Source organism: Pseudomonas sp. E141 (assembly GCF_052659885.1).
This window is the reverse complement of the sequence record NZ_CP084024.1, coordinates 536,657-559,921: the sequence shown is the minus strand read 5'-3', so window position 1 is coordinate 559,921 and position 23,265 is coordinate 536,657. Positions and strand designations below refer to the sequence as shown.

Below are 23,265 nucleotides of genomic sequence, written 5' to 3'. Positions count from 1 at the left end.
AGCTCGCTCCCACAGGTCCTGGTTTCAACTGAGTGACATCAGCACACGATCAGTCGCGAACGTAGATGATTTCCGGACCGTCTTCGTCATCCACGTCTTCTTCGTCCCAATCGTCGTCACCGATGTCATGGACCGACTTCACGCCGCTGCGACGCAGGGCACGCTGATCATCCAGCGCCTGCAACTGAGCACGCGCCTCGTCTTCGATACGCTGATCGAGCTCGGCCAACTCTTCCTTGTAGGCAGGGTCATTGGCCAGGCGATCGGCACGATCTTCCATGTAACGCATGATGTCGTGGCACAGGCGCTCGGTGCCTTCTTTGGCAATGGCCGAGATCACGTAGACCGGACCTTCCCACTCCAGGCGATCGACGATTTCCTTGACCCGCTCCTCGTGCTCTTCTTCGAGGATCTGGTCGCACTTGTTCAGCACCAACCAGCGATCACGCTCTGCCAGGGCCGGGCTGAACTTGGTCAGCTCGCTGACAATGACTTCAGCCGCATCAGCAGCACTGGTTTCATCCAGCGGCGCCATGTCCACGAGGTGCAGCAACAGCCGGGTACGGGACAAGTGCTTGAGGAAGCGAATCCCCAGGCCGGCGCCATCGGACGCACCTTCGATCAACCCCGGAATGTCCGCAACCACAAAGCTCTTCCAGCGATCGACACTGACCACGCCCAGGTTCGGCACCAGGGTGGTGAACGGGTAATCGGCGACTTTCGGCTTGGCTGCCGATACCGAGCGAATGAAGGTGCTCTTGCCGGCGTTCGGCAGACCCAGCAGGCCCACGTCGGCCAGCACTTTCATTTCCAGCTTCAGGTCACGCTGCTCGCCCGGCTTGCCTGGCGTGGTCTGGCGCGGCGCACGGTTGGTACTGGACTTGAAACGGGTGTTACCCAGACCGTGCCAGCCACCATGGGCCACCAGCAGACGCTGGCCAGCCTTGGTCAGGTCGCCAATGACTTCCTGGGTGGCGGAGTCGATCACCGTGGTGCCGACCGGCACGCGCAGGATCAGGTCTTCGCCCTTTTTGCCGGTGCAGTCGGTGCTGCCGCCGTTGGAGCCACGCTCGGCATCGAAGTGACGGGTGTAACGGTAGTCCACCAGGGTGTTGAGGTTTTCGTCGGCGAGCATGTAGATCGAGCCGCCATCGCCGCCGTCACCACCGTTCGGACCACCGTTCTCAATGAATTTTTCTCGACGGAAACTCATGCAACCATTGCCGCCGTCGCCGGCCTTTACTCGAATCGATACTTCATCAACAAACTTCATGACACACGCCTCTCGCCATACGGACGAGCCAAAAAAACAAGACATAAGACTCTTGCAAAAATGAGCGCAGCGACCTGATGACACGCCCCAACCGCAGCGCCGACAGCCCATACAAACAGTTTTGCAAGAGACTCACCCCACAAACGAAAAAGCCCCGTCGCAAGACAGGGCTTTTCCAGCGGTCTCGCAATTAAGCTGCGATAACGCTTACGTAACGACGACCGAAGGCGCCTTTTACTTCGAACTTGATCACGCCTTCGACTTTAGCGAAGAGGGTGTGATCCTTACCCATGCCTACGCCGTAGCCAGCGTGGAATTGGGTGCCGCGCTGACGCACGATGATGTTGCCCGCTTTGATAGCCTGGCCGCCATACATCTTGACGCCAAGGCGTTTGGCTTCTGAGTCGCGACCGTTACGGGTACTACCACCAGCTTTTTTGTGTGCCATGAGTTCAATTCTCCTAGTGAGGAATTAGGCTGAAATTAAGCCTGAATACCGGTGATTTTGATCTCGGTGTACCACTGGCGGTGGCCCATACGCTTCATGTGGTGCTTACGGCGACGGAACTTGATGATGCGGACTTTATCGTGACGACCTTGGGAGATCACTTCAGCCACAACGGTAGCGCCAGCAACGACTGGAGCGCCGATATTCACGTCATCGCCATTGGCGACCAACAGAACGCGATCAAAAGTCACGGATTCGCCAGTAGCGATTTCCAGTTTTTCGATCTTCAGGTATTCACCTGGGGCGACCTTGTATTGCTTGCCACCAGTAACAATTACTGCGTACGACATGGTATTTCTCCGATAATCCTGCTCACCCAGCGCTTTATAAGAAGAGGTATTGGCTGGCATGGCTGCATGGGCTGGAAGGCCCGGATGCAATTGCGTAAGGCAGGTGCTGCCCAGGAAGTTCAGGGTGCGCGATTGTACGCAAGCCGCAAGCGCCTTGCAAGAGGCCGTCCATCGCGCCTTGACAGGCCCAGGCGTGGGTCCTAGCATGCCGCGCAACCCTTCTGGAGCACCTGTCGCTGATGCAACCCCAAGCTTTCTACCGCGCGGTGGCGGACGATTTTAGCGCCGTCGACGGCATCATCAAGAAGCAGCTGACTTCCCGAGTGCCGCTGGTATCGAAAATCGGCGATTACATTACTTCGGCCGGGGGCAAACGCCTGCGTCCTTTGTTGGTGCTGTTGTGTGGCAAGGCCTTGGGCCGCGAAGGCGACGACATGCGCCTGCTGGCCGCCACCATCGAATTCCTGCACACCGCGACCCTGCTGCATGACGACGTGGTCGACATGTCCGGCATGCGCCGCGGCCGCTCGACCGCCAACGCCATGTGGGGCAACGCCCCAAGCGTGCTGGTGGGCGACTTCCTGTATTCGCGCTCGTTCGAAATGATGGTCGAGCTGGGCTCGATGCCGGTGATGAAGATCCTGTCCCAGGCCACGCGCATCATCGCCGAAGGCGAAGTGCTGCAGCTGTCCAAGGTGCGCGACGCCAGCACCACGGAAGAAACCTATATGGAAGTCATCCGCGGCAAGACGGCGATGCTCTTCGAAGCCTCGACCCACAGCGCCGCCGCCCTGGCCGGCGCCAGCGCCGAGCAAAGCGAAGCGTTGCGCACCTTTGGCGATCACCTGGGCGTGGCCTTCCAGTTGGTGGACGACCTGCTGGACTACAAGGGCGACGCCGAGACTTTGGGCAAGAACGTCGGGGACGACCTGGCCGAAGGCAAGCCGACCCTGCCGCTGATCTACACCATGCGCGAAGGCACCCCTGAGCAGGCAGCACTGGTACGCCAGGCGATCCAGAAAGGCGGGATCGAAGACCTGGAGAGCATCCGGGAAGCGGTTGAAGCCTCCGGCTCGCTGGACTACACCGCGAACCTGGCCCGTGACTACGTCGCCCGCGCGATCAAATGCCTCGACGCCCTGCCGGCCAGCGAATACCGCGATGCGCTGGTGGAACTGAGCGAGTTTGCGGTGGCTCGCACCCATTGATGGCATGAAGCCCCTGTGGGAGCGAGCAAGCTCGCTCCCACAAGGGTATTTCACTGCCCTGCCCTTCGCGGCCTAAAACCCTATATAATGTGCGCCCTTTTGCCCTCCTGATACCCAAGGAACCTTAGTGAGCACGTTGCCTCCCTGCCCGAAATGCAATTCCGAATACACCTACGAAGACGGTACTCAACTGGTCTGCCCGGAGTGTGCCCACGAATGGTCTGCCAGTGGTGAAGCTGAAACGGCGTCCGATGAGACGGTGAAGAAAGATTCGGTCGGCAATGTCCTGCAGGACGGCGACACTATCACCGTGATCAAGGACCTGAAGGTCAAAGGCACGTCGCTGGTGGTCAAGGTGGGCACCAAGGTCAAGAACATCCGTTTGTGCGATGGCGATCACGACATCGACTGCAAGATCGACGGCATCGGCCCGATGAAGCTCAAATCCGAGTTCGTCAGAAAAGTCTGAATCTTGTGTATTCCATCCCACGCCCCGCGTGGGATGGTGCTTCACCCTCCCCGCTCCAACCCCCGTTTGCGCCTCCGAGCCATGCGCAAGCCGATTGAGCCACCGCAACCCACCATCAGAAAAACAATTCGAACACCAATAGAGTCTTGCTATTTAGCGAATAAGAATTATTCTCATAACGCCCATCAAGGAGATGAGAACCATGACTTATTTGATCGATGCCTGGCTGGACCGCCCACACCCTTACCTGAGAATCCTGCATCGGGAAACCGGGGAAGTCTGTGCGGTGCTTGAAGAAGAAGCCCTGAACGAACTGCAGGACCAGGGGGATCTGGACCTCAACAGCCTCAATTCCAGCGAGCCGCTGGTGCTCAAGGAACTGGTGCGCAATCTGTTCCTGTTCTGTTACGCCCGGGCGTTGCGCCCTACGGCGGATTTCAATGGCAGGTTTCATGGATGAAGCGCGCAAACCCTGTGGGAGCGAGCCTGCTCGCGATAGCGGTGTGACACTCAACATCAATATTGACTGACCGACCGTCATCGCGAGCAGGCTCGCTCCCACAAAAGCCTGCTTAAGCGTTGATGCCTTACAGAACGTCCAACAGCTCGACGTCAAACACCAGTACGCTGTGCGGCGGAATGCTGCCAACGCCTTGAGCGCCGTAGGCCAGTTCGCTTGGCACGTACAAACGCCATTTGCTGCCGGCGTTCATCAATTGCAAGGCTTCGGTCCAGCCTGGGATCACGCCACCCACCGGGAATTCGGCAGGCTGGCCACGATCGTAGGAGCTGTCGAACACAGTGCCGTCGATCAGAGTGCCATGGTAATGGGTACGCACCTGGTCTTCACGGCTCGGCTTGGCGCCTTCGCCCTGAGTCAGCACTTCAAATTGCAGGCCCGAGGCCAGGGTGGTGATGCCTTCGCGCTTGGCGTTTTCAGCCAGGAATGCACGACCTTCGCCAGCGGCGGCTTCTGCCTTGGCGGCAGCTTCGGCCTGCATGATTTCGCGAATGACTTTGAAGCTGGCGGACATCTCGTCCTGGCCCACACGGCTCGGCTTGCCGGCGAAAGCGTCGGTCAGGCCAGCCAGGATTGCGTCCAGGCTCACGCCCGGTGGCGGGTTGTCGCGCAGTTGGTCGCCCAACTGACGGCCAATGCCGTAGCTGACGCGGGTTTCGTCGGTGGACAGGTTAACTTCGGACATGATGCTGCTCCGCTGTGCGGACGGCTCGGGAATTTGCCGTGCTTGACACAGCGCCTCCCGGAGCGCCCGGAACCAAAAGGGCGAGCAGACTAGCACAGATGCCGCAGCGGGTGACGAGCCCCCTGATCAAAGCGCCGCCACCAGAAACGACAACGCCCGCCTGCTTTGCAACAGACGGGCGGTGCGCCGCAGCGATGAACGGACCTCAGTGCTTGGTCAGTTTATCCAGGTAACCCATGGCAAACGCCGAAACCACGAAGGTCATGTGGATGATCACGTACCACATCAGGTGCTCGGGATCGACGTTCTTGGCATCCATGAAGATGCGCAGCAGGTGAATCGAGGAAATGGCAACGATCGAGGCCGCAACCTTCATTTTCAGCGAGGACGAATCCATGGTCCCGAGCCAGTTGAGCTTTTCCTTGTCGGAATCGATGTCCAGTTGCGAGACGAAGTTCTCATAGCCGGAAATCATCACCATCACCAACAGGCCGCCCACCAGCGCCATGTCGATCAGCGACAGCAGCACCAGAATCAGCTCGGATTCGGCCATGGCAAACACATTGGGAATGATGTGAAAGACTTCCTGGAAGAACTTCAGGGCCAGGGCCAGCAAGCCGAGGGACAGCCCGAAATAGATCGGCGCCAGCAGCCAACGGGAGGCGTACATTGCATTTTCGATAAAGCGTTCCATTGAGTCTCACACCAGGGCTGAAAAATCGCGGCGAGTATATCAGTCACGACCTGGGTCATAAACGCCAGGCCCATCCGCGACTTCAGCCCTTGGAGCTAAACCGTACTGCCAGCGCCCGCACGATGACGGCTTTCAATGCAACGGGCGAAACTCGAAGCCGTCAACGCTGCGACAACGGCCTCCATTGATTTCCCGCAATTGGGCCTGCATGTGCAGGCACCAGATCTGCGGGTCGTCGGCCAGCTCATAACCATGCGTTGTCAGGCTTTGCACAATGGTGTCGAGAATGGACTCAGCGGCATTCGGGCCGGGAAAAGGGCCTTGGGCCTTGATGGCCGAAGGTTGTTCGCCAGCCATTCCGGCGGCAAAGAGCAAGGTCCACATACCGGTATCTCCCGCCAGCGGACGGATGGCGCATTCGATACGGGTCACAAGGCCCAGGCATTGACGAGTGAGGCAAAGGTTGCGCGACATGGCGGCGCCCCTCGATAGATCCGGTATTCAGCCTCAGGACAAGGCTGTTTCGATCCGATGATGGCTCTCGTTATCCTTGAACTGAGGATAGAAGAAAAGTTCCGGCCGCAAGCCCCGCCGAGACCAGAATGCGCCGAATGGTCATAGTGTGAATATTGACGCCAAAGTGGTGGCACTTTTTAGCCATCACCACAAACAATTGTGGGAGCGAGCCTGTGGGAGCAAAGCTTGCTCGCGATGACGTCGTCACAGACAACACCTCTGTTGGCTGTAAAACCGCTATCGCGAGCAAGCTTTGCTCCCACAAAGCTCGCTCCCACATTGACCTACTCCGACCTGGAACGCATCAAGCCGGCTTGGCCTCCGCCAGCGCCTGTTGCGCCAGTTCCTTTTCCGCTTCCTTGATGTCGTCTTCGCTGATCATCTCCGCGATCACCCGCAGCCGTTCCACCACCCGGGCATTGACGCTCCCTTCGGGGAACTCACCGTTTTCATCCGGCTCGCCGGCAGGCTCACCCACCAGCAGGCTCAGGGCTTCGTCGGCCTGGCGCACCGCATAAACGTGGAACTGCCCGGCGCGCACGGCGGCGAGCACCTTCTCGTCGAGCATCAGGGTGGCGACGTTGGCCTGGGGGATGATCGCCCCCTGCTCGCCGGTCAGCCCACGGGCTTCGCAGAGGCGGAAGAAGCCTTCGATCTTCTCGTTGACCCCGCCCACCGCCTGCACTTCACCGAACTGGTTGATCGAGCCGGTGATAGCGAAACACTGCTTGAGCGGCGTCTTCGACAAGGCAGAAATCAGCGTACACGCTTCCCCCAGGGACGCGCTGTCGCCGTCCACGTAGCCGTAGGATTGCTCCAGGGCGATGCTGGCCGAGATCGCCAGAGGAAACTCCTGGGCGTACCGGCTGCCCAGGTAACCGGTGAGGATCATCACGCCCTTGGAGTGGATCGGCTGGCCGAGGTTGACCTCTCGCTCAATGTCGACGATGCCGCTGCCGCCGGGGTAGACCGTGGCGGAAATCCGCGCCGGCACGCCGAACGCCGAATCCCCCACCTCCAGCACCGTCAAGCCGTTGCACTTGCCTACGGCCGCGCCGTCGGTGTCGATCAGGATGATTCCCGCCAGCATGTCGTCGAGGATCCGCGCCGAGACGCGCCCGGTGCGGGTGGCCTTGGCCTTGAGGGCGCGTTCGATGTGACCGGCATCGGTCATCTCGTCACCGGCCAACTGACGAATGAAATCCGCCTCGCTGACCAGCTGGAACAGATCGCCAATCCGCGCCGACAAACGCCCCTGATGTTCGGCCAGGCGCGCACTGTAGGTGGCCAGGCGCGCCACCGCATCGGCGGTCAACGGGGCCATGCCCTCCTCCGAAGTACGGGTCTTGAGCAACTGGGCGAACTGCTCCAGGCTTTCATCCCCCATCGGAATGTCTTCGTCGAAATCCACCAGCACGCGAAACATTTCCTGGAAGTCCGAATCCAGGTCCTGCAAGGCGTAGTAGAGCTGGCGGGCGCCGATGATCACCACTTTGACTTGCAGTGGAATGTGCTGCGGGGTCAGGGTGACCGTGGCCAGACGCCCCAGCTCCCCCAGTGGCGACTCCATTTTCAGTTTGCGCGATTGCAGGGCACGTTTTAGTGCATCCCACACGAACGGCTCGCCAAGCATTTTTTCTGCTTCAAGGATCAGGAAACCACCGTTGGCCCGGTGCAACGCCCCCGGGCGCAGTTGTCGATAGGTGGTGTAGAGCGCGCCCTGGTCAGTGCTGTATTCAATGCGCCCAAACAGGTTGTCGTAGGTCGGGTGCGGTTCAAACACCACCGGCGCGCCACCGCTGGTTGGGTGCCCTACCATCAGGCTCGGGGCGTATTGCTCCTCCAGGAGCTTGCGGGCAATGGCGTCGGTCTTGCTGTCGTCCACCAACTGCTCGACCACCGTTTTGAGCAAGTAGACCTGCATGGCTTGCAAGTAACCGCAGACCGCGGCGTTCTCTGCGTACTTTTCCGACAGCGGCGCCAGCAACGGTTGCAGGGCCAGGGTGATGGTTTCTTCGTTAAGTTGACGCAACTGGTTGCTGGACTCGCGCTTCCACTGCGGCAGGCTGGCGAGCTCTTCGTTCAGGCGTTCTTCCAGGCCCGAGATGTCGTCATGAAAACGCTCGCGCTCGGACTCCGGCAACTGGGCGAATTCCGCTTCGTCCAGGGCCTTACCCTCGCTCATCGGCGTGAAGGCGATGTTACTGCTGTCGCGGTACAGGGCGACATCCTTCTCCAGCGCCAGGCGCTCGATGACATCCAGGGCACGGTCGTAGCGCTGGTTGAAAGCACGGTCGATGGCGCTTTTTTTCTGTTGATAGGACGGATGCTCGAACACCGCCGGGAAAGTCGCCAGCAGGTTGTCGATCAGGCCGTTGATGTCGGCGATGAAAGCCCCCGCCGTACCCGATGGTAGCTCCAGGGCACGGGGTTCGCGGGGCTCATCGAAATTATTGACGTAGACCCAGTCCGCCGGGGTCTGCATACGCTTGCCTTCGGCCTTGAGATAACGCTTTACGAACGAAAACCGGCCAGTGCCGGGCTCTCCCATGACAAATACGTTGTAACCGGGGCGCGGCATGGCCACGCCGAACTGCAATGCTTCGACCGCACGCTCCTGGCCAAGCACACCGCGGAAGGGTTCCAGATCATTGGTGGTAGAGAAGCTGAACTGTTCAGCGGAAAACGGGCGGGTCAGCGCTTCGGGCGCTAGACGCAAGCTGGCAGCAACAGGATCAGGCATCGGGCTTCCTTACATCAGGCGGGGCAGATAGCGGCATTCTGGCGCTGCCTGCACCTGACTGGCAAGAAGCGCCTCAGGCCAAAGCATAGTCCAGGGGCATCCCCTGAGCCCGAGCCCGTAAATTCATGACACTGCTGTTACTTTTTGCAAAATGTCACGGAACCCCAGGATCGTGCCTAAACTCCAAATTGCGCGGCTGGAACAATAACCGGCCCACTGGCCTGTAGGGTCAGACCCTGTCCATTGGTATGCACATAAAAGAGAACATAGCTATGAAACGGATTCTTCTCGGTACTCTCTTCACCGCTGTATCCCTCAACGCCATGGCTCAGGCGCCAGGCGGTCCGGATTGCGGCTGGGGCAACATGCTGTTCGAAGGTCAGCGTGGCACCCCAGCTCACTTCCTGGCATCCACCACCAACGGCACCTCGGGCAACGCCACCTTCGGCATGACATCCGGCACCAACGGTTGCTCGACCAACGCGGCACTGACCTACGGTGGCAAGTCCTGGCTGGCCATGAATGGCATGATGAACGAGCTGTCCGAAGACATGGCCAAGGGCCAAGGCGAAGCGCTCACCACCTACGCCGTAGTACTGGGCGTGGCACCGGAAGACCGTGCGCATTTCTCCGCTGTCACTCACGAGCACTTCCAGCAGATCTTCAGCAAGGCTGATGTGACCGCAGAAGACGTGCATACCAACACCCTGGCCGTGCTGAAAAGCGACCCACGCCTGGCCAAGTACGCCACTCCAGCTTAAGCTCGACACCACTCGCTCCTCTCGGGGAGCGGGTTTTCTTTTTGGGGCCCCTTCCGGTCTTTATTTTTCGACTGTCCAAGTAGCCAACTATGCTCAAACGCCTTGCCTGGCTGGCGCTCTGTGTGTGCGCCCCGTTGTCCGCCGCACCTCATGTCGACCCTCAACGCTTGCAGCAACTGGCCAACGACCGTTTCTGGATTTCCCTGGGCCACTACGAAACCGCCAAGCTCGGTGGCTGGCGCAGCTATATCAGCGACAAAGAGTTTTTCCTCGCTCCCGACGGCAACGAACATCCCGACCACGAACTGGCCGCCACGGTGCAAGCGCTGTACGGCCCGGCCAGCGCTGGCCAGCAACACGCCCAATGTGTGTACCCGGCGCGAACACGCTGGCTGAAGGCGCAGCTCAACCTGACGGATCTGCCGACGGTTGACTGCAGCGAATTCACCCAATGGTTCAAGGATGTCGCGCCCCACAGCGCGGTGATGATTTTTCCGGCCGCCTACCTGAACAGCCCTTCTTCGATGTTTGGCCACACCCTGCTGCGCATCGACCAGGCCGATGTGCAAAGCGACAAGACCGCGCTGCTCAGCTATGCGATCAACTTCGGTGCCTACATCGAAGGCTCGGACAACAGCATTCTGTATGCCTGGAAAGGCCTGATGGGCGGTTACCCGGGCCTGTTCGCCCTGGTGCCCTATCAGGAAAAGCTCTCCGAGTACCGCAGCCTGGAAAACCGCGACCTGTGGGAATACCGCCTCAATCTGAGCCAGGTGGAAACCGAGCGCATGGTCGAGCATGTGTGGGAACTCAAGCAGATTGAGTTCGACTATTTTTTCTTCGACGAAAACTGCTCCTATCGCCTGCTCGAACTGCTGCAAGTGGCCCGTCCCAGCCTGCGGCTGACCGAACAGTTCCCGTTGACGGCGATTCCCACCGACACCGTGAAGGCGGTGAAAGAAGCCGGGCTGGTGGAAAGCATCGAATACCGGCCCTCCCGTGAGCGGGAACTGCTCAGCCGCGCCGAACCACTCACCGACGACGAGCAGCAGTGGGTGCTGAAAGTCAGCGCCGACCAGAAACAACTGCAGACTTCAGCATTCAAGGCATTGCCTCGCGCTCGCCAGGCGCTGATCATCGACACCGCCTATCGCCTGGAGCGCTACCGCGCCAACGGCCAGGAACGCGACCCACAGCGCGCCCAGCGCAGTTTCGAACTATTGCGGGCGATCAACCAGAACCCCGCGCCGGAACTCGACATCCCGCAACCGGGCCTGCCCGAGGATGGCCACGAGTCGCGCACCTGGCAGGCTGGCCTCGGCACTCGTGGCGACCGGGCGTTCGGCGAATATGGCCTGCGCATGGCTTATCACGACCTCAACGACAACGCCGAGAGTTTCCCGTTGGGCGCACAGATCGAGATCCTGCAACTGAAGCTGCGCCAGTACGAAGGCAATGACTGGCAGTTACAGCAGCTGGACCTTGCGACCATTCGCTCCCTGACTCCGCGCAACGAACTGCTGCAACCGCTGTCCTGGCAAGTCACCGGCGGCCTGGAGCGGGTGCCGGGCAAGCACGACGACGAAACCCTGGTCAGCCACGTCAATGGCGGAGCCGGCGGCACCTGGGCACTGGGTGACGACATGCTGGGGTTTGCCTTGGGCACGGTGCGGGTCGAACACAACAACGACTTCGCCCAGTTCATCGCTCCGGCCGCAGGCTTCAACACTGGCGTGCTGTGGAAAAACCCGCTGGGCAACTTGAGCCTGGAGGCCAAAGGCGACTATTTCATCAACGGCGAAGTGCGCCGTAGCGTGAGCCTGAACCAGCAGTGGGAACTGTCACGCAACCTCGGTCTGCGCCTGAGTGCCCAGCGCGAGTTCAGCCATCTGGCGTCACCGGAGAACGAAGTGATGCTGGAGGTGAAGTGGTATCACTATTGACCGGGGCATACCCCGCACTCACCTAAGCGAACAGATTCATCACAGCGCTTTCACATCGGCCTGACGAATCCACTTCTAAACTTCTCTTATGAGTGGATCAGGCAGGAATGCAAAAAAAATGAGGCGCGCGGTGGTGCTGAGTGTGGTGATGTTGCTCGGTGGCTGCGAAACCACCCACGAAAACCTGATCGCCCGGGGTTACCCTCCGGCATTCGCCGACGGCTTTGATGACGGTTGCAGCAGCGGCCGGCAGGCAGCCGGCGTGATCACCGGCCAGTTCAGGAAGGACGTGCCACGGTATCTCAAGGACGCTCCCTATGCCGAAGGCTGGAGCGACGGTTTCCGTCAATGCCAGGCCATGCGCGAAAGTGAGGAGCGTAACGCTTACCGCGAACGCCATTGGGACGAGCGAGAACGGGCCTGGCAGCAGCAGAAGGACCAGGACGCAGCCCGGGCTTATCGCTCACAGTGAGTCGCGTACAGACATCCGCTGAAACCAAAAGCCTGCGACCATGGCCCAAACTCCAATAGAGGAGAACATCATGAGTCGCGCCTTCGTCAATGAGGACAACGCCGCTGCCCAGGCCGATCAGCCGGTCGAACGCCAGGTCAGCGCGCAACCCAATTACGTCACGCCCGCCGGACTCGCCCAATTACAGGCCCGGGTCGCTGAGCTGCAGGCGCTGCACAGCCAGCAGGTGGCCAGGGGAGAACTGGCGGACAAGCAGCGAATCGCGGATATCGAACGGGATCTGCGGTATTTCAATCAGCGTTTGCAAAGCGCGCAGGTCGTTACGCCAACCTCATTGGATCAGGTGCGGATCGGGCATTGGGTGACCTTTGTCGATGAGCATGACCACGAGCAGCGAGTGCAGTTGGTGGGTGAAGATCAGGCCGATGCGGCCAGCGGACTGGTCAATTGGGGCTCGCCGCTGGGGCGGGCGTTGCTGGGGACGAAAGTTGCCGATGAAGTGATCTGGAAACGGCCGGTGGGGGATTTGACCATTGAAGTGGTGGCGATAGAACCGGGGTGATCTTGCCGGCCTCATCGCGAGCAGGCTCGCTCCCACAGGAATCGCGCCTCACCGTGCAGCTTGTGGCTGACCCAAAACCAGCGTGGGAGCGAGCCCCACCGTGCAGCTTGTGGCTGACCCAAACCAGTGTGGGAGCGAGCCTGCTCGCGATGGCGGCGGGTCAGGCAACTTACGCTGGCTGATCCACCGCTATCGCGAGCAGGCTCGCTCCCACAGGGTTTGTCGCTCGGTCGCCGGCCGAATCAGGCCAGCTTCTTGTGCCTTACGCGGTGCGGCTGGGCAGCGGCTTCGCCCAGGCGTTTCTTGCGATCGGCCTCATACTCGGTGTAGTTGCCTTCGAAGAACACCGCTTGCGAGTCGTCTTCGTACGCCAGGATGTGGGTCGCCACACGGTCGAGGAACCACCGGTCGTGGGAGATCACAATCGCTGCGCCCGGGAAGTCCAGCAGGGCTTCTTCCAGGGAACGCAGGGTTTCGACGTCGAGGTCGTTGGACGGTTCGTCGAGTAGCAGGACGTTGCCGCCCTCCTTCAAGGTCAACGCCAGGTGCAAGCGACCGCGTTCACCACCGGACAGGTCCTTGACGAACTTCTGCTGGTCGCCGCCCTTGAAGTTGAAGCGCCCCACGTAGGTGCGCGACGGAATTTCATAGTTGCCGATGCGGATCTGGTCGGAACCGTCGGAGATCTGCTGGAACACGGTCTTGCTGCCGTCCAGGTCTTCACGGCTCTGGTCGACACAGGCCAGCTGCACGGTTTCGCCGATTTCGATGGTGCCCGAATCCGGTGTTTCCTTGCCCATCAGCATGCGGAACAGTGTGGATTTACCCGCACCGTTACCACCGATCACACCGACAATGGCGCCTTTGGGCATGGCGAACGACAGGTTGTCGATCAGCACGCGGTCGCCGTAGCCCTTGGTGACGTTCTTGAATTCGATGACCTTGTCGCCCAGGCGCGGACCGGCCGGGATGTAGATCTCGTTGGTTTCACTGCGCTTCTGGAATTCCTGGGACTGCATTTCCTCGAAGCGTTGCAGACGTGCCTTGGATTTGGACTGGCGGGCCTTGGCGCCTTTGCGCACCCACTCCAGTTCTTCCTTCATGGCTTTTTCATGGGCCGACTGCTGCTTGGATTCCTGGGCCAGACGATCGGACTTGGCTTCGAGCCAGCCCGAGTAGTTGCCTTCGTAAGGAATACCCGCGCCGCGGTCCAGTTCCAGGATCCAGCCGGCGACGTTGTCCAGGAAGTAACGGTCGTGCGTGATCGCGACCACAGTGCCCGGGAAATCGTGCAGGAAGTGTTCGAGCCAGGCGACGGAATCGGCGTCCAGGTGGTTGGTCGGCTCGTCGAGCAACAGCATGTCCGGCGCCGACAGCAGCAGGCGGCACAGAGCCACACGACGCTTTTCACCACCGGACAGGTGTTCAACCTTGGCATCCCAGGCCGGCAGGCGCAGCGCATCGGCGGCGACTTCCAGCTGGCGATCCAGGTTATGGCCATCGCTGGCCTGCAGGATCGCTTCGAGCTTGGCCTGTTCGGCGGCCAGCTTGTCGAAGTCGGCATCCGGTTCGGCGTAGGCCGCGTAGACCTCGTCCAGGCGCGCCTGGGCATCCTTGATCACGCTGACCGCCTCCTCGACCACTTCCCGTACGGTCTTGGTCGGATCCAGCTGAGGCTCTTGAGGCAGGTAACCGATGTTCAAGTCGGGCATCGGACGGGCTTCACCGTCGAACTCGTTGTCGACACCGGCCATGATTTTCAGCAGCGTGGACTTACCCGAACCGTTGAGGCCCAGTACGCCGATCTTGGCCCCGGGGAAGAACGACAGTGAAATGTTTTTCAGGATTTCCCGCTTCGGCGGAACAACTTTGCTCAGCCGATGCATGGTGAAGACGTATTGAGCCATGGTGAACCTAGCGTCAGTGACAGGTGAAAAGAACGAGCCAGGCCATGCGCGGCGCCGGCGCTTGACGGTCATCAATGCCGGCGGGCAGATAAAGCCTGGGGATCGGAGCTTGCGCGCTCTTGTTTGACCGGCAAAGCTACCTCAACCATCGGTCAAGGTCCAGCCGCCAGGGGCTGGCACTTTGCCACAAGTCAAGGCATGCTAGCCGCCCTTTGGGCGTCCGGCTTATAGTGCACGTCGCGCCAGTCCAGCAAACTGCAGGATTACAGCTTGTCCAACGTCACGCCGACCCTGTCCCCACGCGCACCGACTGCTGCGAGCGGCTCGCCCCTGCGCGGGACATTGAAGGGCGCGCTGGCCACACTGGTGCTCTTGCTGCTTGGGTTGCTCTTCTGGCAGTTGCTTGATCAATTGCGCGAAACCCAGCAGCAACAGCGCCAGTACACCATCGATTACACCGCCGACCTGGCCGCGCAAGTCAGCCTGAACATGGCCTTGAATGCGCAGATCGCCCTCAACCTGCTACCGATCGTCGAACAACCGCAGAGCGCCGACGAACAGCAGGCCCTGTTGCGCAAACTCCAGCAATCGTTGCCCGAGCTACGCAGCCTGGCGTTGCTGAGCCCTTCCGGCCGGGTGCTCAGCGACAGTGATCCTGCCAGCCACGATGCCGATTACCTGGCAGAGCTGGTACGGCGCAGTCGGGCCCAGGCGCACTATTTCAGCAATGCCGACGACGGCTCCGTGGTGCATCTGTTGTTGCACCAGGCCAGCGGCAGCAGCCGCAGCTATTGGGCGCTGCGCCTGACCCCAACCTTCTTTTCGACCCTGACCAAGCAGGCCGATACAGGCATGCGCCCACTGTGGCTGGTGGAAAACCGCCTCAACCAGCAAATCATCAGCCGGGACGAAAGCCTGCCCTCGGCCAGCCCTACCCGGCTGTCCCCGGATGATCTGAGCAACACCGTGCTGACCGTGCCCCTGAGCAGCAGCGACTGGCAGTTGCGTGGACTGTTCGACCGGCGCCAGGTGCTGGAGCAATTGCTGCCGGCCTTCATCGGCAAATGCCTGCTAGGCCTGGCGTTTTCAATGCTGCCGGTGATCGCGCTCTTGAGCATGCGCCGCCGCCAGCGTCAGTTGCACGAGGGCCGCCGACGCTACCAGGATATTTTCGAAGGCACCGGCGTCGCGCTCTGCGTGCTTGACCTGTCGAGCCTCAAGGCGTTTTTTGAAAGGACCGGCCTGCGCAACGGCGACCAGTTGCGCGCCTGGTTGGCAGTCCCTCACCAGCTTGAACAACTGCAGCAGGAAGTTCACGTCACCGAGGTCAATCAGATGGCGTTGAAGCTGCTCAACGTCAATTCCTGCGAACGGGCCTGGCAACTGCTGGTCGGCAATGCTGCCCAGGACAACAACCCGGTGGGTTCGAAGCTGCTCGAAGCGCTGCTCGACCAGCACAAGCAGTTGGAGCTGGAAATCAAGCTGCAGGACGCTCATGGCCGTGATCAGCACCTATGGCTGGTGCTGCGTCTGCCGGAAAAACAACAGGACTACAACGCCGTCATCCTGAGCATCAGCGACATTACCAGCCGCAAGCTGATCGAACTGTCGCTGCTCGAACGCGAAGGCTTCTGGTCCGACGTGGTGCGCACCGTACCGGACCATCTCTATGTGCAAGACGTGATCAGCCAGCGGATGATCTTCAGCAACCATCACCTGGGACAGACCCTGGGGTACGACCGCACCGAACTGCACCAGATGGGCGAATACTTCTGGGAGATCCTGTTGCACAGCGAAGACGCCGATCACTACCACAACTTGCGCCAGGCACAACGCCAGGCCGGGTATGCGCAACTGCTGCAATGCCAGCTGCGCTTTCGCCATCGCAATGGCAAATGGCGGCGCTTCGATATTCGCGAACAAGCCCTGGCCCGGGACCGGCACGATCAGGTGACACGGATCATCGGCGTAGCCAAGGACATCACCGAACAGATCGAAGCCAGCGAATCGCTGCGCGACAGCGAACAACGCTACCGGATGCTCGCCGAAAGCATCAGCGACGTGATTTTCTCCACCAACAGCAAGCTTTCGCTCAACTACGTCAGCCCCTCGGTGCAAGCAGTGCTGGGCTACAGCGCTGACTGGATATTCCAGAACGGCTGGCAATCAACCATCGCCAACCCGCAACAACTGACCGGCATCTACACCTTGATGGATCGGGTCAGCAAAGCCCTCGACAAGCCTGAGCAACTGGCCGAGTTGCGCAACCAGATGCAGACCCAGCTGTTTCTGTTCGACTGCCTGCGCGCCGACGGGCGCAAGATCCCCATCGAGCTGCGGCTGGTACTGGTGTGGGATGAGCACGGCGCGTTCGAAGGCGTGCTGGGCGTGGGCCGCGATATCAGCCAGCAACGACGCGCCGAAAAAGACCTGCGCATGGCCGCCACGGTATTCGAGCATTCGACCTCGGCGATCCTGATCACCGACCCGGCCGGTTACATTGTCCAGGCCAACGAAGCCTTCAGCCGCGTCAGCGGGTATGCGGTGTCGCAGGTGCTGGACCAGTTGCCCAACATGCTGACCGTGGACGAGCAGCAGGAAGCCCACCTGCGCTACGTGCTCAAGCAGTTGCAGCAACACAGCACGTGGGAAGGCGAGGTCTGGCTCAAGCGCCGCAATGGCGAGCACTATCCGGCCTGGGTCGGCATCACGGCGGTGCTGGACGATGAAGGCGACCTGGCCAGCTACGTGTGCTTCTTCAGCGACATCAGCGAACGCAAGGCCAGCGAACAGCGCATCCATCGCCTGGCCTACTACGACGCGTTGACCCACCTGCCCAACCGCACGCTGTTTCAGGATCGCCTGCACACCGCGCTGCAATCGGCCGAGCGCCAGAAAAACTGGGTCGTGCTGATGTTCCTCGACCTGGACCGCTTCAAGCCGATCAACGACTCTCTGGGTCACGCCGCCGGCGACCGGATGCTCAAGGAAATGGCCACGCGGCTGCTCGGCTGCGTGGCCGACGACGACACCGTGGCGCGCATGGGCGGCGACGAATTCACCCTGCTGCTGCAACCGCGTTCCAGCCGCGAAATGGCGCTCAACCGGGCGATCAACGTGGCCGAGCAGATCCTCGCCAGCCTGGTCCGACCGTTCGTACTGGAAGGTCGGGAGTTCTTCGTCACCGCCAGTATCGGTATCGCCCTGAGCCCTCAGGACGGCAACGAGCTGAGTCAGCTGATGAAGAACGCCGACACGGCCATGTATCACGCCAAGGAGCGCGGCAAGAACAACTTCCAGTTCTACCAGGCCGACATGAACGCCAGCGCCCTGGAACGACTGGAGCTGGAAAGCGACCTGCGCCACGCCCTGGAGCAGAACGAGTTCGTGCTGTATTACCAGCCACAGTTCAGCGGCGACGGCAAACGCCTGACCGGCGCCGAGGCCTTGCTGCGCTGGCGCCATCCACGACGCGGGCTGGTGCCGCCAGGGGACTTCATCCCGGTACTCGAAGAGCTCGGGTTAGTGGTGGACGTCGGTGACTGGGTGATCAGCGAAGCCTCTCGGCAGCTCAAGACCTGGCACCAGGCCAAGGTCCGGGTGCCGAAAGTCTCGGTCAACATTTCGGCCCGGCAGTTCTCCGATGGCCAGCTCGGTACGCGCATCGCCAACATCCTGCGTAGCACCGGCCTGCCGCCGGCCTGTCTGGAACTGGAACTGACCGAAAGCATCCTGATGCGTGAAGTCAGCGAGGCGATGCAGATCCTGGCCGGGCTGAAAAACCTGGGCCTGAGCATCGCCGTGGATGACTTCGGCACCGGTTATTCGTCCCTCAACTACCTCAAGCAATTCCCCATCGACGTGTTGAAAATCGACCGCACCTTTGTCGATGGCCTGCCATCCGGCGAACAGGACGCCCAGATCGCCCGGGCGATCATCGCCATGGCCCACAGCCTCAACCTGGCGGTGATTGCCGAAGGGGTCGAAACCCACGAGCAACTGGACTTTCTGCGCGAGCACGGCTGCGATGAAGTCCAGGGCTACCTGTTCGGCCGGCCGATGCCGGCCAACCGGTTTGAGGCGCAGTTCAGCAATGATGCGCTGTTCATGCTCGACTGAAAGCTTGTGCTGGCCGGGCGGGCCTCATCGCGAGCAGGCTCGCTCCCACAATTGCTTTTGGCTGTCCTTGGAATAGACATACACCACAGCCCCCCTGTGGGAGCGAGCCTGCTCGCGATGAGGCCAGTACAGGCAGCGTGAATCCCATTCGTCCGCGACATGACGTCCTTTCATATGCCTTCCAAAACCGGTTGGGTTAGAATGCCCCCCTTTTCTGCCCCCGATCCTTGAGGACCGCCATGTTCAGCCGTGATTTGACTATTGCCAAGTACGACGCCGATCTCTTTGCCGCCATGGAGCAAGAAGCTCAGCGCCAGGAAGAGCACATTGAGCTGATCGCTTCGGAAAACTACACCAGCCCCGCGGTGATGGAAGCTCAAGGCTCGGTACTGACCAACAAGTACGCCGAAGGCTATCCAGGCAAGCGCTACTACGGTGGTTGCGAGTTCGTCGACGTGGTCGAGCAACTGGCCATCGACCGCGCCAAGGAACTGTTCGGTGCCGACTATGCCAACGTCCAGCCTCACGCCGGTTCCCAGGCCAACGCCGCTGTCTACCTGGCGCTGCTGTCGGCCGGTGACACCATTCTGGGCATGAGCCTGGCCCACGGCGGTCACCTGACCCACGGCGCCAGCGTTTCGTCTTCGGGCAAGCTGTACAACGCCATCCAGTACGGCATCGACGGCAATGGCCTGATCGACTACGACGAAGTCGAGCGCCTGGCACTCGAGCACAAGCCGAAAATGATCGTGGCCGGTTTCTCCGCCTACTCGCAGATCCTCGACTTCCCACGTTTCCGCGAAATCGCCGACAAGGTCGGTGCCTACCTGTTCGTGGACATGGCGCACGTTGCGGGCCTGGTTGCCGCTGGCGTCTACCCCAACCCCGTGCCATTCGCCGACGTCGTCACCACCACCACCCACAAGACCCTGCGCGGTCCACGTGGTGGCCTGATCCTGGCTCGTGCCAACGCCGACATCGAGAAAAAGCTCAACTCCGCCGTATTCCCCGGCGCCCAGGGTGGTCCGCTGGAACACGTGATCGCCGCCAAGGCGATCTGCTTCAAGGAAGCGCTGCAGCCTGAGTTCAAGGCTTACCAGCAACAAGTGGTGAAGAACGCCAAGGCCATGGCCGGCGTATTCATCGAGCGTGGCTTCGACGTAGTGTCCGGCGGGACCGAGAACCACCTGTTCCTGCTGTCGCTGATCAAGCAGGACATCTCCGGCAAAGACGCCGACGCAGCGCTGGGCAAGGCGTTCATCACCGTGAACAAGAACTCGGTGCCCAATGATCCACGCTCCCCGTTCGTCACCTCCGGCCTGCGCTTTGGCACCCCGGCCGTGACCACTCGTGGTTTCAAAGAAGCCGAGTGCAAGGAGCTGGCTGGCTGGATCTGCGACATCCTGGCGGACCTGAACAACGAAGCGGTGATCGACGCCGTTCGCGAGAAGGTCAAGGCGATCTGCAAAAAGCTGCCGGTATACGGCGCTTAATCAGCCCGTTACACCTCAGTAAGAAAGGCCTCCATTGAAAGATGGGGGCCTTTTTCATGGGCGCAAACAATTACCCCAAATAATTAACCCCCACGCTTATCTAATGTCTTGCAATACACACACCACCACCGACAGCTAATAAATCAATAATATCGCTCCATAACTGCACACTTCATAAACCCAACGAGGAGTCGAATCACATGGACCGTGATCAATCTTTTAACGCCACACTTCGAATGTTTGACAACCACGTCAACCTGCTTGAAATACTTCATGGCAAACCCGCGATGGCCACCGTGAGTTTATTCAGCGGCGGCTTCTTTACCGGCCGCCCGCAAACCCACGACCACTCCAGCCTGCTCGGCATGCGCCCCAAAAATCAGGGTCAATCCAGCAACCCATTGAAATTGCATTTACGACACACCCCGAACGGCTACAACCTGGTCATTAAAAACACGGGGGAACATGAAAACAAACTTATCGGTAAACGCTGGCTTGAGGTTCTCGGCGCACAGGACTCCGGCACGGATGATCCGATGCTCTTTACCCTCGTTGATCATCAGAACAACGCCATCACCCGGCAGAATATTTCCACGCCGCATTTACCTGTCTCGTTCATGACAAAAAATAAAAAATATATCGGCGGATTGAAAGTTCGAGGCTCGCCTTATATTTATCTTGCCGAGACAGAAGAAAAATCGAAAGTGACATTCATCCTGAGTGTTCTTTAAAGAGCATGTCGATACTTTGTGGCGAGAGGGCTGATCCCTCGCCACAGGGAGCTGTGGCGCACTGCTTGCCACCCACATTTTTTTCACTGCAACAAACGGCTCAAGCACAAGGGTTCCGGCCTAACTGGTAAGACCGGTCATGCCAAATCTCTACAGATCAGCTTGCGCAGCAGCGAAAACAGGGCCTAGACTGCGCCTGCACTGGACAAACCGGTAAGACCACAATAATGAAGTCCTGACGCCTCTATTGACGGCGAAAAGGACACCGAACCAGGAATCCCTCCCATGCTCAAATGGTGCTCGCGTTCGATCTTCCTTCAAGTTGTCCTCGGATTGGTGCTCGGCATCGTCTGTGGACTGACCCTTCCCGAATACTCCGCACAGCTCAAACCCCTCGGCGACGGCTTTATCAAGCTGATCAAGATGCTCATCGGCCTGATCGTGTTCTGTGTGGTAGTCAGCGGCATCTCGGGTGCCGGAGACCTCAAGAAGGTCGGGCGCATTGGCCTCAAGTCGGTCATCTACTTCGAAGTATTGACCACCATCGCCTTGGTCATCGGTCTGGTGCTTGCCTTCAGCACCGGTATCGGCAGTGGTGCGAACATCCACCTGGAACAACTCTCCAGCGCGGACATGGGGGATATCGCCCAGCGTGGCGAGCACCTGGTCACCACCACCCAGTTCCTCATGAACCTGATCCCAACCTCGGTGCTCGGGGCCTTCGCTGAAAACAACATTCTGCAAGTGCTGTTGTTCTCCGTGCTGTTTGGCAGCGCCCTGAACCTGGTGGGCGATGCAGCGTCCGGCATCTCGCGGTTGATCAACGAACTGAGCCACGTGATCTTCCGCATCATGGGCATGATCGTGCGTCTGGCCCCCATTGGGGTCTTCGGGGCCATCGCCTTCACTACCAGCAAATATGGCCTGGACTCGCTGCAACACCTGGGCAGCCTGGTGGGCCTGTTCTACCTGACCTGCATCGCCTTCGTTGCACTGATCCTCGGCTTGGTGATGCGTGTCTCGGGCCTGCCGATGTTGCCGTTTCTCAAATACCTGCGTGAAGAGCTGCTTATCGTGCTCGGTACGGCCTCTTCCGACGCCGTGCTGCCACAGATCATGCGCAAGCTTGAGCACCTGGGGATCGGCAGTTCCACCGTCGGCCTGGTGATTCCGACCGGCTACTCGTTCAACCTGGACGGTTTTTCGATCTATCTGACCCTGGCGATTGTGTTCATTGCCAACGCCACCGGCACACCTCTGGCCATGAGTGATTTGCTGACCATCCTGCTGGTGTCACTGATCACCTCCAAGGGCGCCCACGGGATTCCCGGCTCGGCGCTGGTGATCCTGGCTGCCACGTTGACGGCCGTCCCGGCGATCCCGGTGGTTGGCTTGGTGCTGGTACTGGCGGTGGATTGGTTCATGGGCATCGGCCGGGCCCTGACCAACCTGATTGGCAACTGCGTGGCCACCGTGGCGATTGCCCGCTGGGAAAAAGACATCGATGTCCCTCGGGCGCGCAAGGTACTGTCCGGCCAACACGGTTATACCTTCCAATCCAGGAAACCGGTGGGCACTGCCCATCAGCAGCAATTCTGAAAGACTGCGGTGCCGGCCCGCGAACCGGTACCGCCTGATTGATTTTCGAGGAGTCACCAGTGATCAGTTCATCAACCGTCGTCAATTCCGTGGTGGAGAAACTACGTGCCGCCCTCGCTCGGGGCCAATGGCGCTCGGGCGACATGCTGCCCGGCCAACGCGAGCTGGCCGAGCAATTGGGCATCAGCCGACCAAGCCTGCGCGAAGCGGTGATTGTCCTGGAAACCCTGGGGCTGGTGCGTTCGATGCCCGGCAAGGGCGTCGTGGTGCTGGAGGCCAACTTCACCGACACCGCCAATGAAGGCAGCGCCATGGCCGGCGCCAGCCTGGAGGACGTGCTGCAACTGCGCTACACCCTGGAGCCTTTCATCGTCGGCCTTGTGGCGCAATCCATCAGCAGCAAGGAGGTCGGCCAGTTGCGCCTGACCCTCATGGACATGCGCGAAGCGTTGGAGGCCAACGACAGCGACGCTTGCGCCAACGCCTACATTGCCTTCCATGAAGAGCTGTTTGCCTTGACGTCCAACCCGATTTTTCAAAACGTGGTCCAGCAGACCAGCAACGCGCTCAAGCAAAGCGCCGATGTGTTGCGCAATTCACCCCAGCATCTGGCCGAACGCCTGGAGGAAAACGAAGCCGTGGTGCGCGCCATCCGCGCCAAGAACAGCGCCCAGGCCAGTACCGAAATGCGCCGGCATATCCTCAGGGAAGGCCAGCGCATGGGCATCGAACTGAACATTCCGGACGACAACCTCGGCACTTGAGCCACACC

At 60.1% G+C, this 23,265-nt stretch carries 20 protein-coding genes; 12 read left to right on the top strand and 8 right to left on the bottom strand.

Going from position 1 to position 23,265, the window contains the following annotated elements:
• Positions 1-49: 49 nt before the first annotated feature.
• The 3 genes from cgtA to rplU all read right to left on the bottom strand — a co-directional run bounded on the left by cgtA (position 50) and on the right by rplU (position 2,071).
• Complete coding sequence (gene cgtA, locus GKKCFE_RS02400) at positions 50-1,273, bottom strand: Obg family GTPase CgtA (protein ID WP_047230163.1); 1,224 nt, start codon at positions 1,271-1,273, stop codon at positions 50-52.
• A gap of 190 nt (positions 1,274-1,463) precedes the next feature.
• Entirely contained in the window at positions 1,464-1,721 is a 258-nt protein-coding gene (rpmA, locus tag GKKCFE_RS02395; protein ID WP_003205738.1) for a 50S ribosomal protein L27, read from the bottom strand.
• A 35-nt stretch (positions 1,722-1,756) separates the two neighbouring features.
• Positions 1,757-2,071, bottom strand: coding sequence for a 50S ribosomal protein L21 (rplU, locus tag GKKCFE_RS02390; protein WP_003176051.1), 315 nt, complete (start codon positions 2,069-2,071; stop codon positions 1,757-1,759).
• 239 nt (positions 2,072-2,310) lie between these two features.
• Here rplU and GKKCFE_RS02385 point away from each other — a divergent pair, with 239 nt between their 5' ends.
• The 3 genes from GKKCFE_RS02385 (at position 2,311) to GKKCFE_RS02375 (ending at position 4,208) form a co-directional block, all read left to right on the top strand.
• Positions 2,311-3,279: a polyprenyl synthetase family protein gene (locus tag GKKCFE_RS02385; protein WP_047230162.1), complete on the top strand. Its 969-nt coding sequence runs from the start codon at positions 2,311-2,313 to the stop codon at positions 3,277-3,279.
• A 127-nt stretch (positions 3,280-3,406) separates the two neighbouring features.
• On the top strand, positions 3,407-3,748 hold the full coding sequence (locus GKKCFE_RS02380; RefSeq protein ID WP_076386396.1) for a zinc ribbon domain-containing protein YjdM: 342 nt from the start codon (positions 3,407-3,409) through the stop codon (positions 3,746-3,748).
• Positions 3,749-3,950: 202 nt separating this feature from the next.
• Entirely contained in the window at positions 3,951-4,208 is a 258-nt protein-coding gene (locus GKKCFE_RS02375) for a PA4570 family protein (RefSeq protein ID WP_047230160.1), read from the top strand.
• 127 nt (positions 4,209-4,335) lie between these two features.
• Here the strand turns inward: GKKCFE_RS02375 and GKKCFE_RS02370 are convergent, their stop codons facing one another.
• The 4 genes from GKKCFE_RS02370 to GKKCFE_RS02355 all read right to left on the bottom strand — a co-directional run bounded on the left by GKKCFE_RS02370 (position 4,336) and on the right by GKKCFE_RS02355 (position 8,906).
• Positions 4,336-4,953 (bottom strand): FKBP-type peptidyl-prolyl cis-trans isomerase, encoded by a 618-nt coding sequence (locus GKKCFE_RS02370; RefSeq protein ID WP_025215564.1) that lies wholly within the window; start codon positions 4,951-4,953, stop codon positions 4,336-4,338.
• A gap of 205 nt (positions 4,954-5,158) precedes the next feature.
• On the bottom strand, positions 5,159-5,647 hold the full coding sequence (locus tag GKKCFE_RS02365) for a TIGR00645 family protein (protein WP_047230159.1): 489 nt from the start codon (positions 5,645-5,647) through the stop codon (positions 5,159-5,161).
• A gap of 132 nt (positions 5,648-5,779) precedes the next feature.
• Positions 5,780-6,121, bottom strand: a complete 342-nt coding sequence (locus GKKCFE_RS02360) for a PA4575 family protein (protein ID WP_047230158.1) — start codon at positions 6,119-6,121, stop codon at positions 5,780-5,782.
• A 346-nt stretch (positions 6,122-6,467) separates the two neighbouring features.
• The gene (locus GKKCFE_RS02355) at positions 6,468-8,906 is read right to left on the bottom strand and encodes a Lon protease family protein (protein ID WP_047230157.1); all 2,439 of its coding nucleotides are present in this window, start codon (positions 8,904-8,906) and stop codon (positions 6,468-6,470) included.
• Positions 8,907-9,178: 272 nt separating this feature from the next.
• Here GKKCFE_RS02355 and GKKCFE_RS02350 point away from each other — a divergent pair, with 272 nt between their 5' ends.
• From GKKCFE_RS02350 to GKKCFE_RS02335, 4 genes are all read left to right on the top strand, one after another.
• Complete coding sequence (locus GKKCFE_RS02350) at positions 9,179-9,667, top strand: DUF3015 domain-containing protein (RefSeq protein WP_047230156.1); 489 nt, start codon at positions 9,179-9,181, stop codon at positions 9,665-9,667.
• Positions 9,668-9,756: 89 nt separating this feature from the next.
• The gene (locus GKKCFE_RS02345; RefSeq protein ID WP_445577448.1) at positions 9,757-11,610 is read left to right on the top strand and encodes an Lnb N-terminal periplasmic domain-containing protein; all 1,854 of its coding nucleotides are present in this window, start codon (positions 9,757-9,759) and stop codon (positions 11,608-11,610) included.
• 118 nt (positions 11,611-11,728) lie between these two features.
• Positions 11,729-12,082 (top strand): hypothetical protein, encoded by a 354-nt coding sequence (locus GKKCFE_RS02340; protein WP_047230154.1) that lies wholly within the window; start codon positions 11,729-11,731, stop codon positions 12,080-12,082.
• 70 nt (positions 12,083-12,152) lie between these two features.
• Positions 12,153-12,644: a GreA/GreB family elongation factor gene (locus tag GKKCFE_RS02335; RefSeq protein ID WP_445577447.1), complete on the top strand. Its 492-nt coding sequence runs from the start codon at positions 12,153-12,155 to the stop codon at positions 12,642-12,644.
• Positions 12,645-12,886: 242 nt separating this feature from the next.
• Here GKKCFE_RS02335 and ettA read toward each other — a convergent pair whose 3' ends face one another.
• Entirely contained in the window at positions 12,887-14,551 is a 1,665-nt protein-coding gene (gene ettA / locus GKKCFE_RS02330; RefSeq protein WP_047230152.1) for an energy-dependent translational throttle protein EttA, read from the bottom strand.
• A gap of 270 nt (positions 14,552-14,821) precedes the next feature.
• On the opposite strand from ettA, the gene GKKCFE_RS02325 reads away from it, so the two are divergent.
• From GKKCFE_RS02325 to GKKCFE_RS02305, 5 genes are all read left to right on the top strand, one after another.
• Positions 14,822-18,670: a bifunctional diguanylate cyclase/phosphodiesterase gene (locus GKKCFE_RS02325; protein ID WP_139051198.1), complete on the top strand. Its 3,849-nt coding sequence runs from the start codon at positions 14,822-14,824 to the stop codon at positions 18,668-18,670.
• A 239-nt stretch (positions 18,671-18,909) separates the two neighbouring features.
• Entirely contained in the window at positions 18,910-20,163 is a 1,254-nt protein-coding gene (gene glyA / locus GKKCFE_RS02320) for a serine hydroxymethyltransferase (RefSeq protein ID WP_047230150.1), read from the top strand.
• A 200-nt stretch (positions 20,164-20,363) separates the two neighbouring features.
• Entirely contained in the window at positions 20,364-20,894 is a 531-nt protein-coding gene (locus tag GKKCFE_RS02315; protein WP_047230149.1) for a hypothetical protein, read from the top strand.
• Positions 20,895-21,179: 285 nt separating this feature from the next.
• On the top strand, positions 21,180-22,493 hold the full coding sequence (locus GKKCFE_RS02310; protein ID WP_076386402.1) for a C4-dicarboxylate transporter DctA: 1,314 nt from the start codon (positions 21,180-21,182) through the stop codon (positions 22,491-22,493).
• A 59-nt stretch (positions 22,494-22,552) separates the two neighbouring features.
• Positions 22,553-23,257: a FadR/GntR family transcriptional regulator gene (locus GKKCFE_RS02305; protein ID WP_047230147.1), complete on the top strand. Its 705-nt coding sequence runs from the start codon at positions 22,553-22,555 to the stop codon at positions 23,255-23,257.
• Positions 23,258-23,265 lie beyond the last annotated feature (8 nt).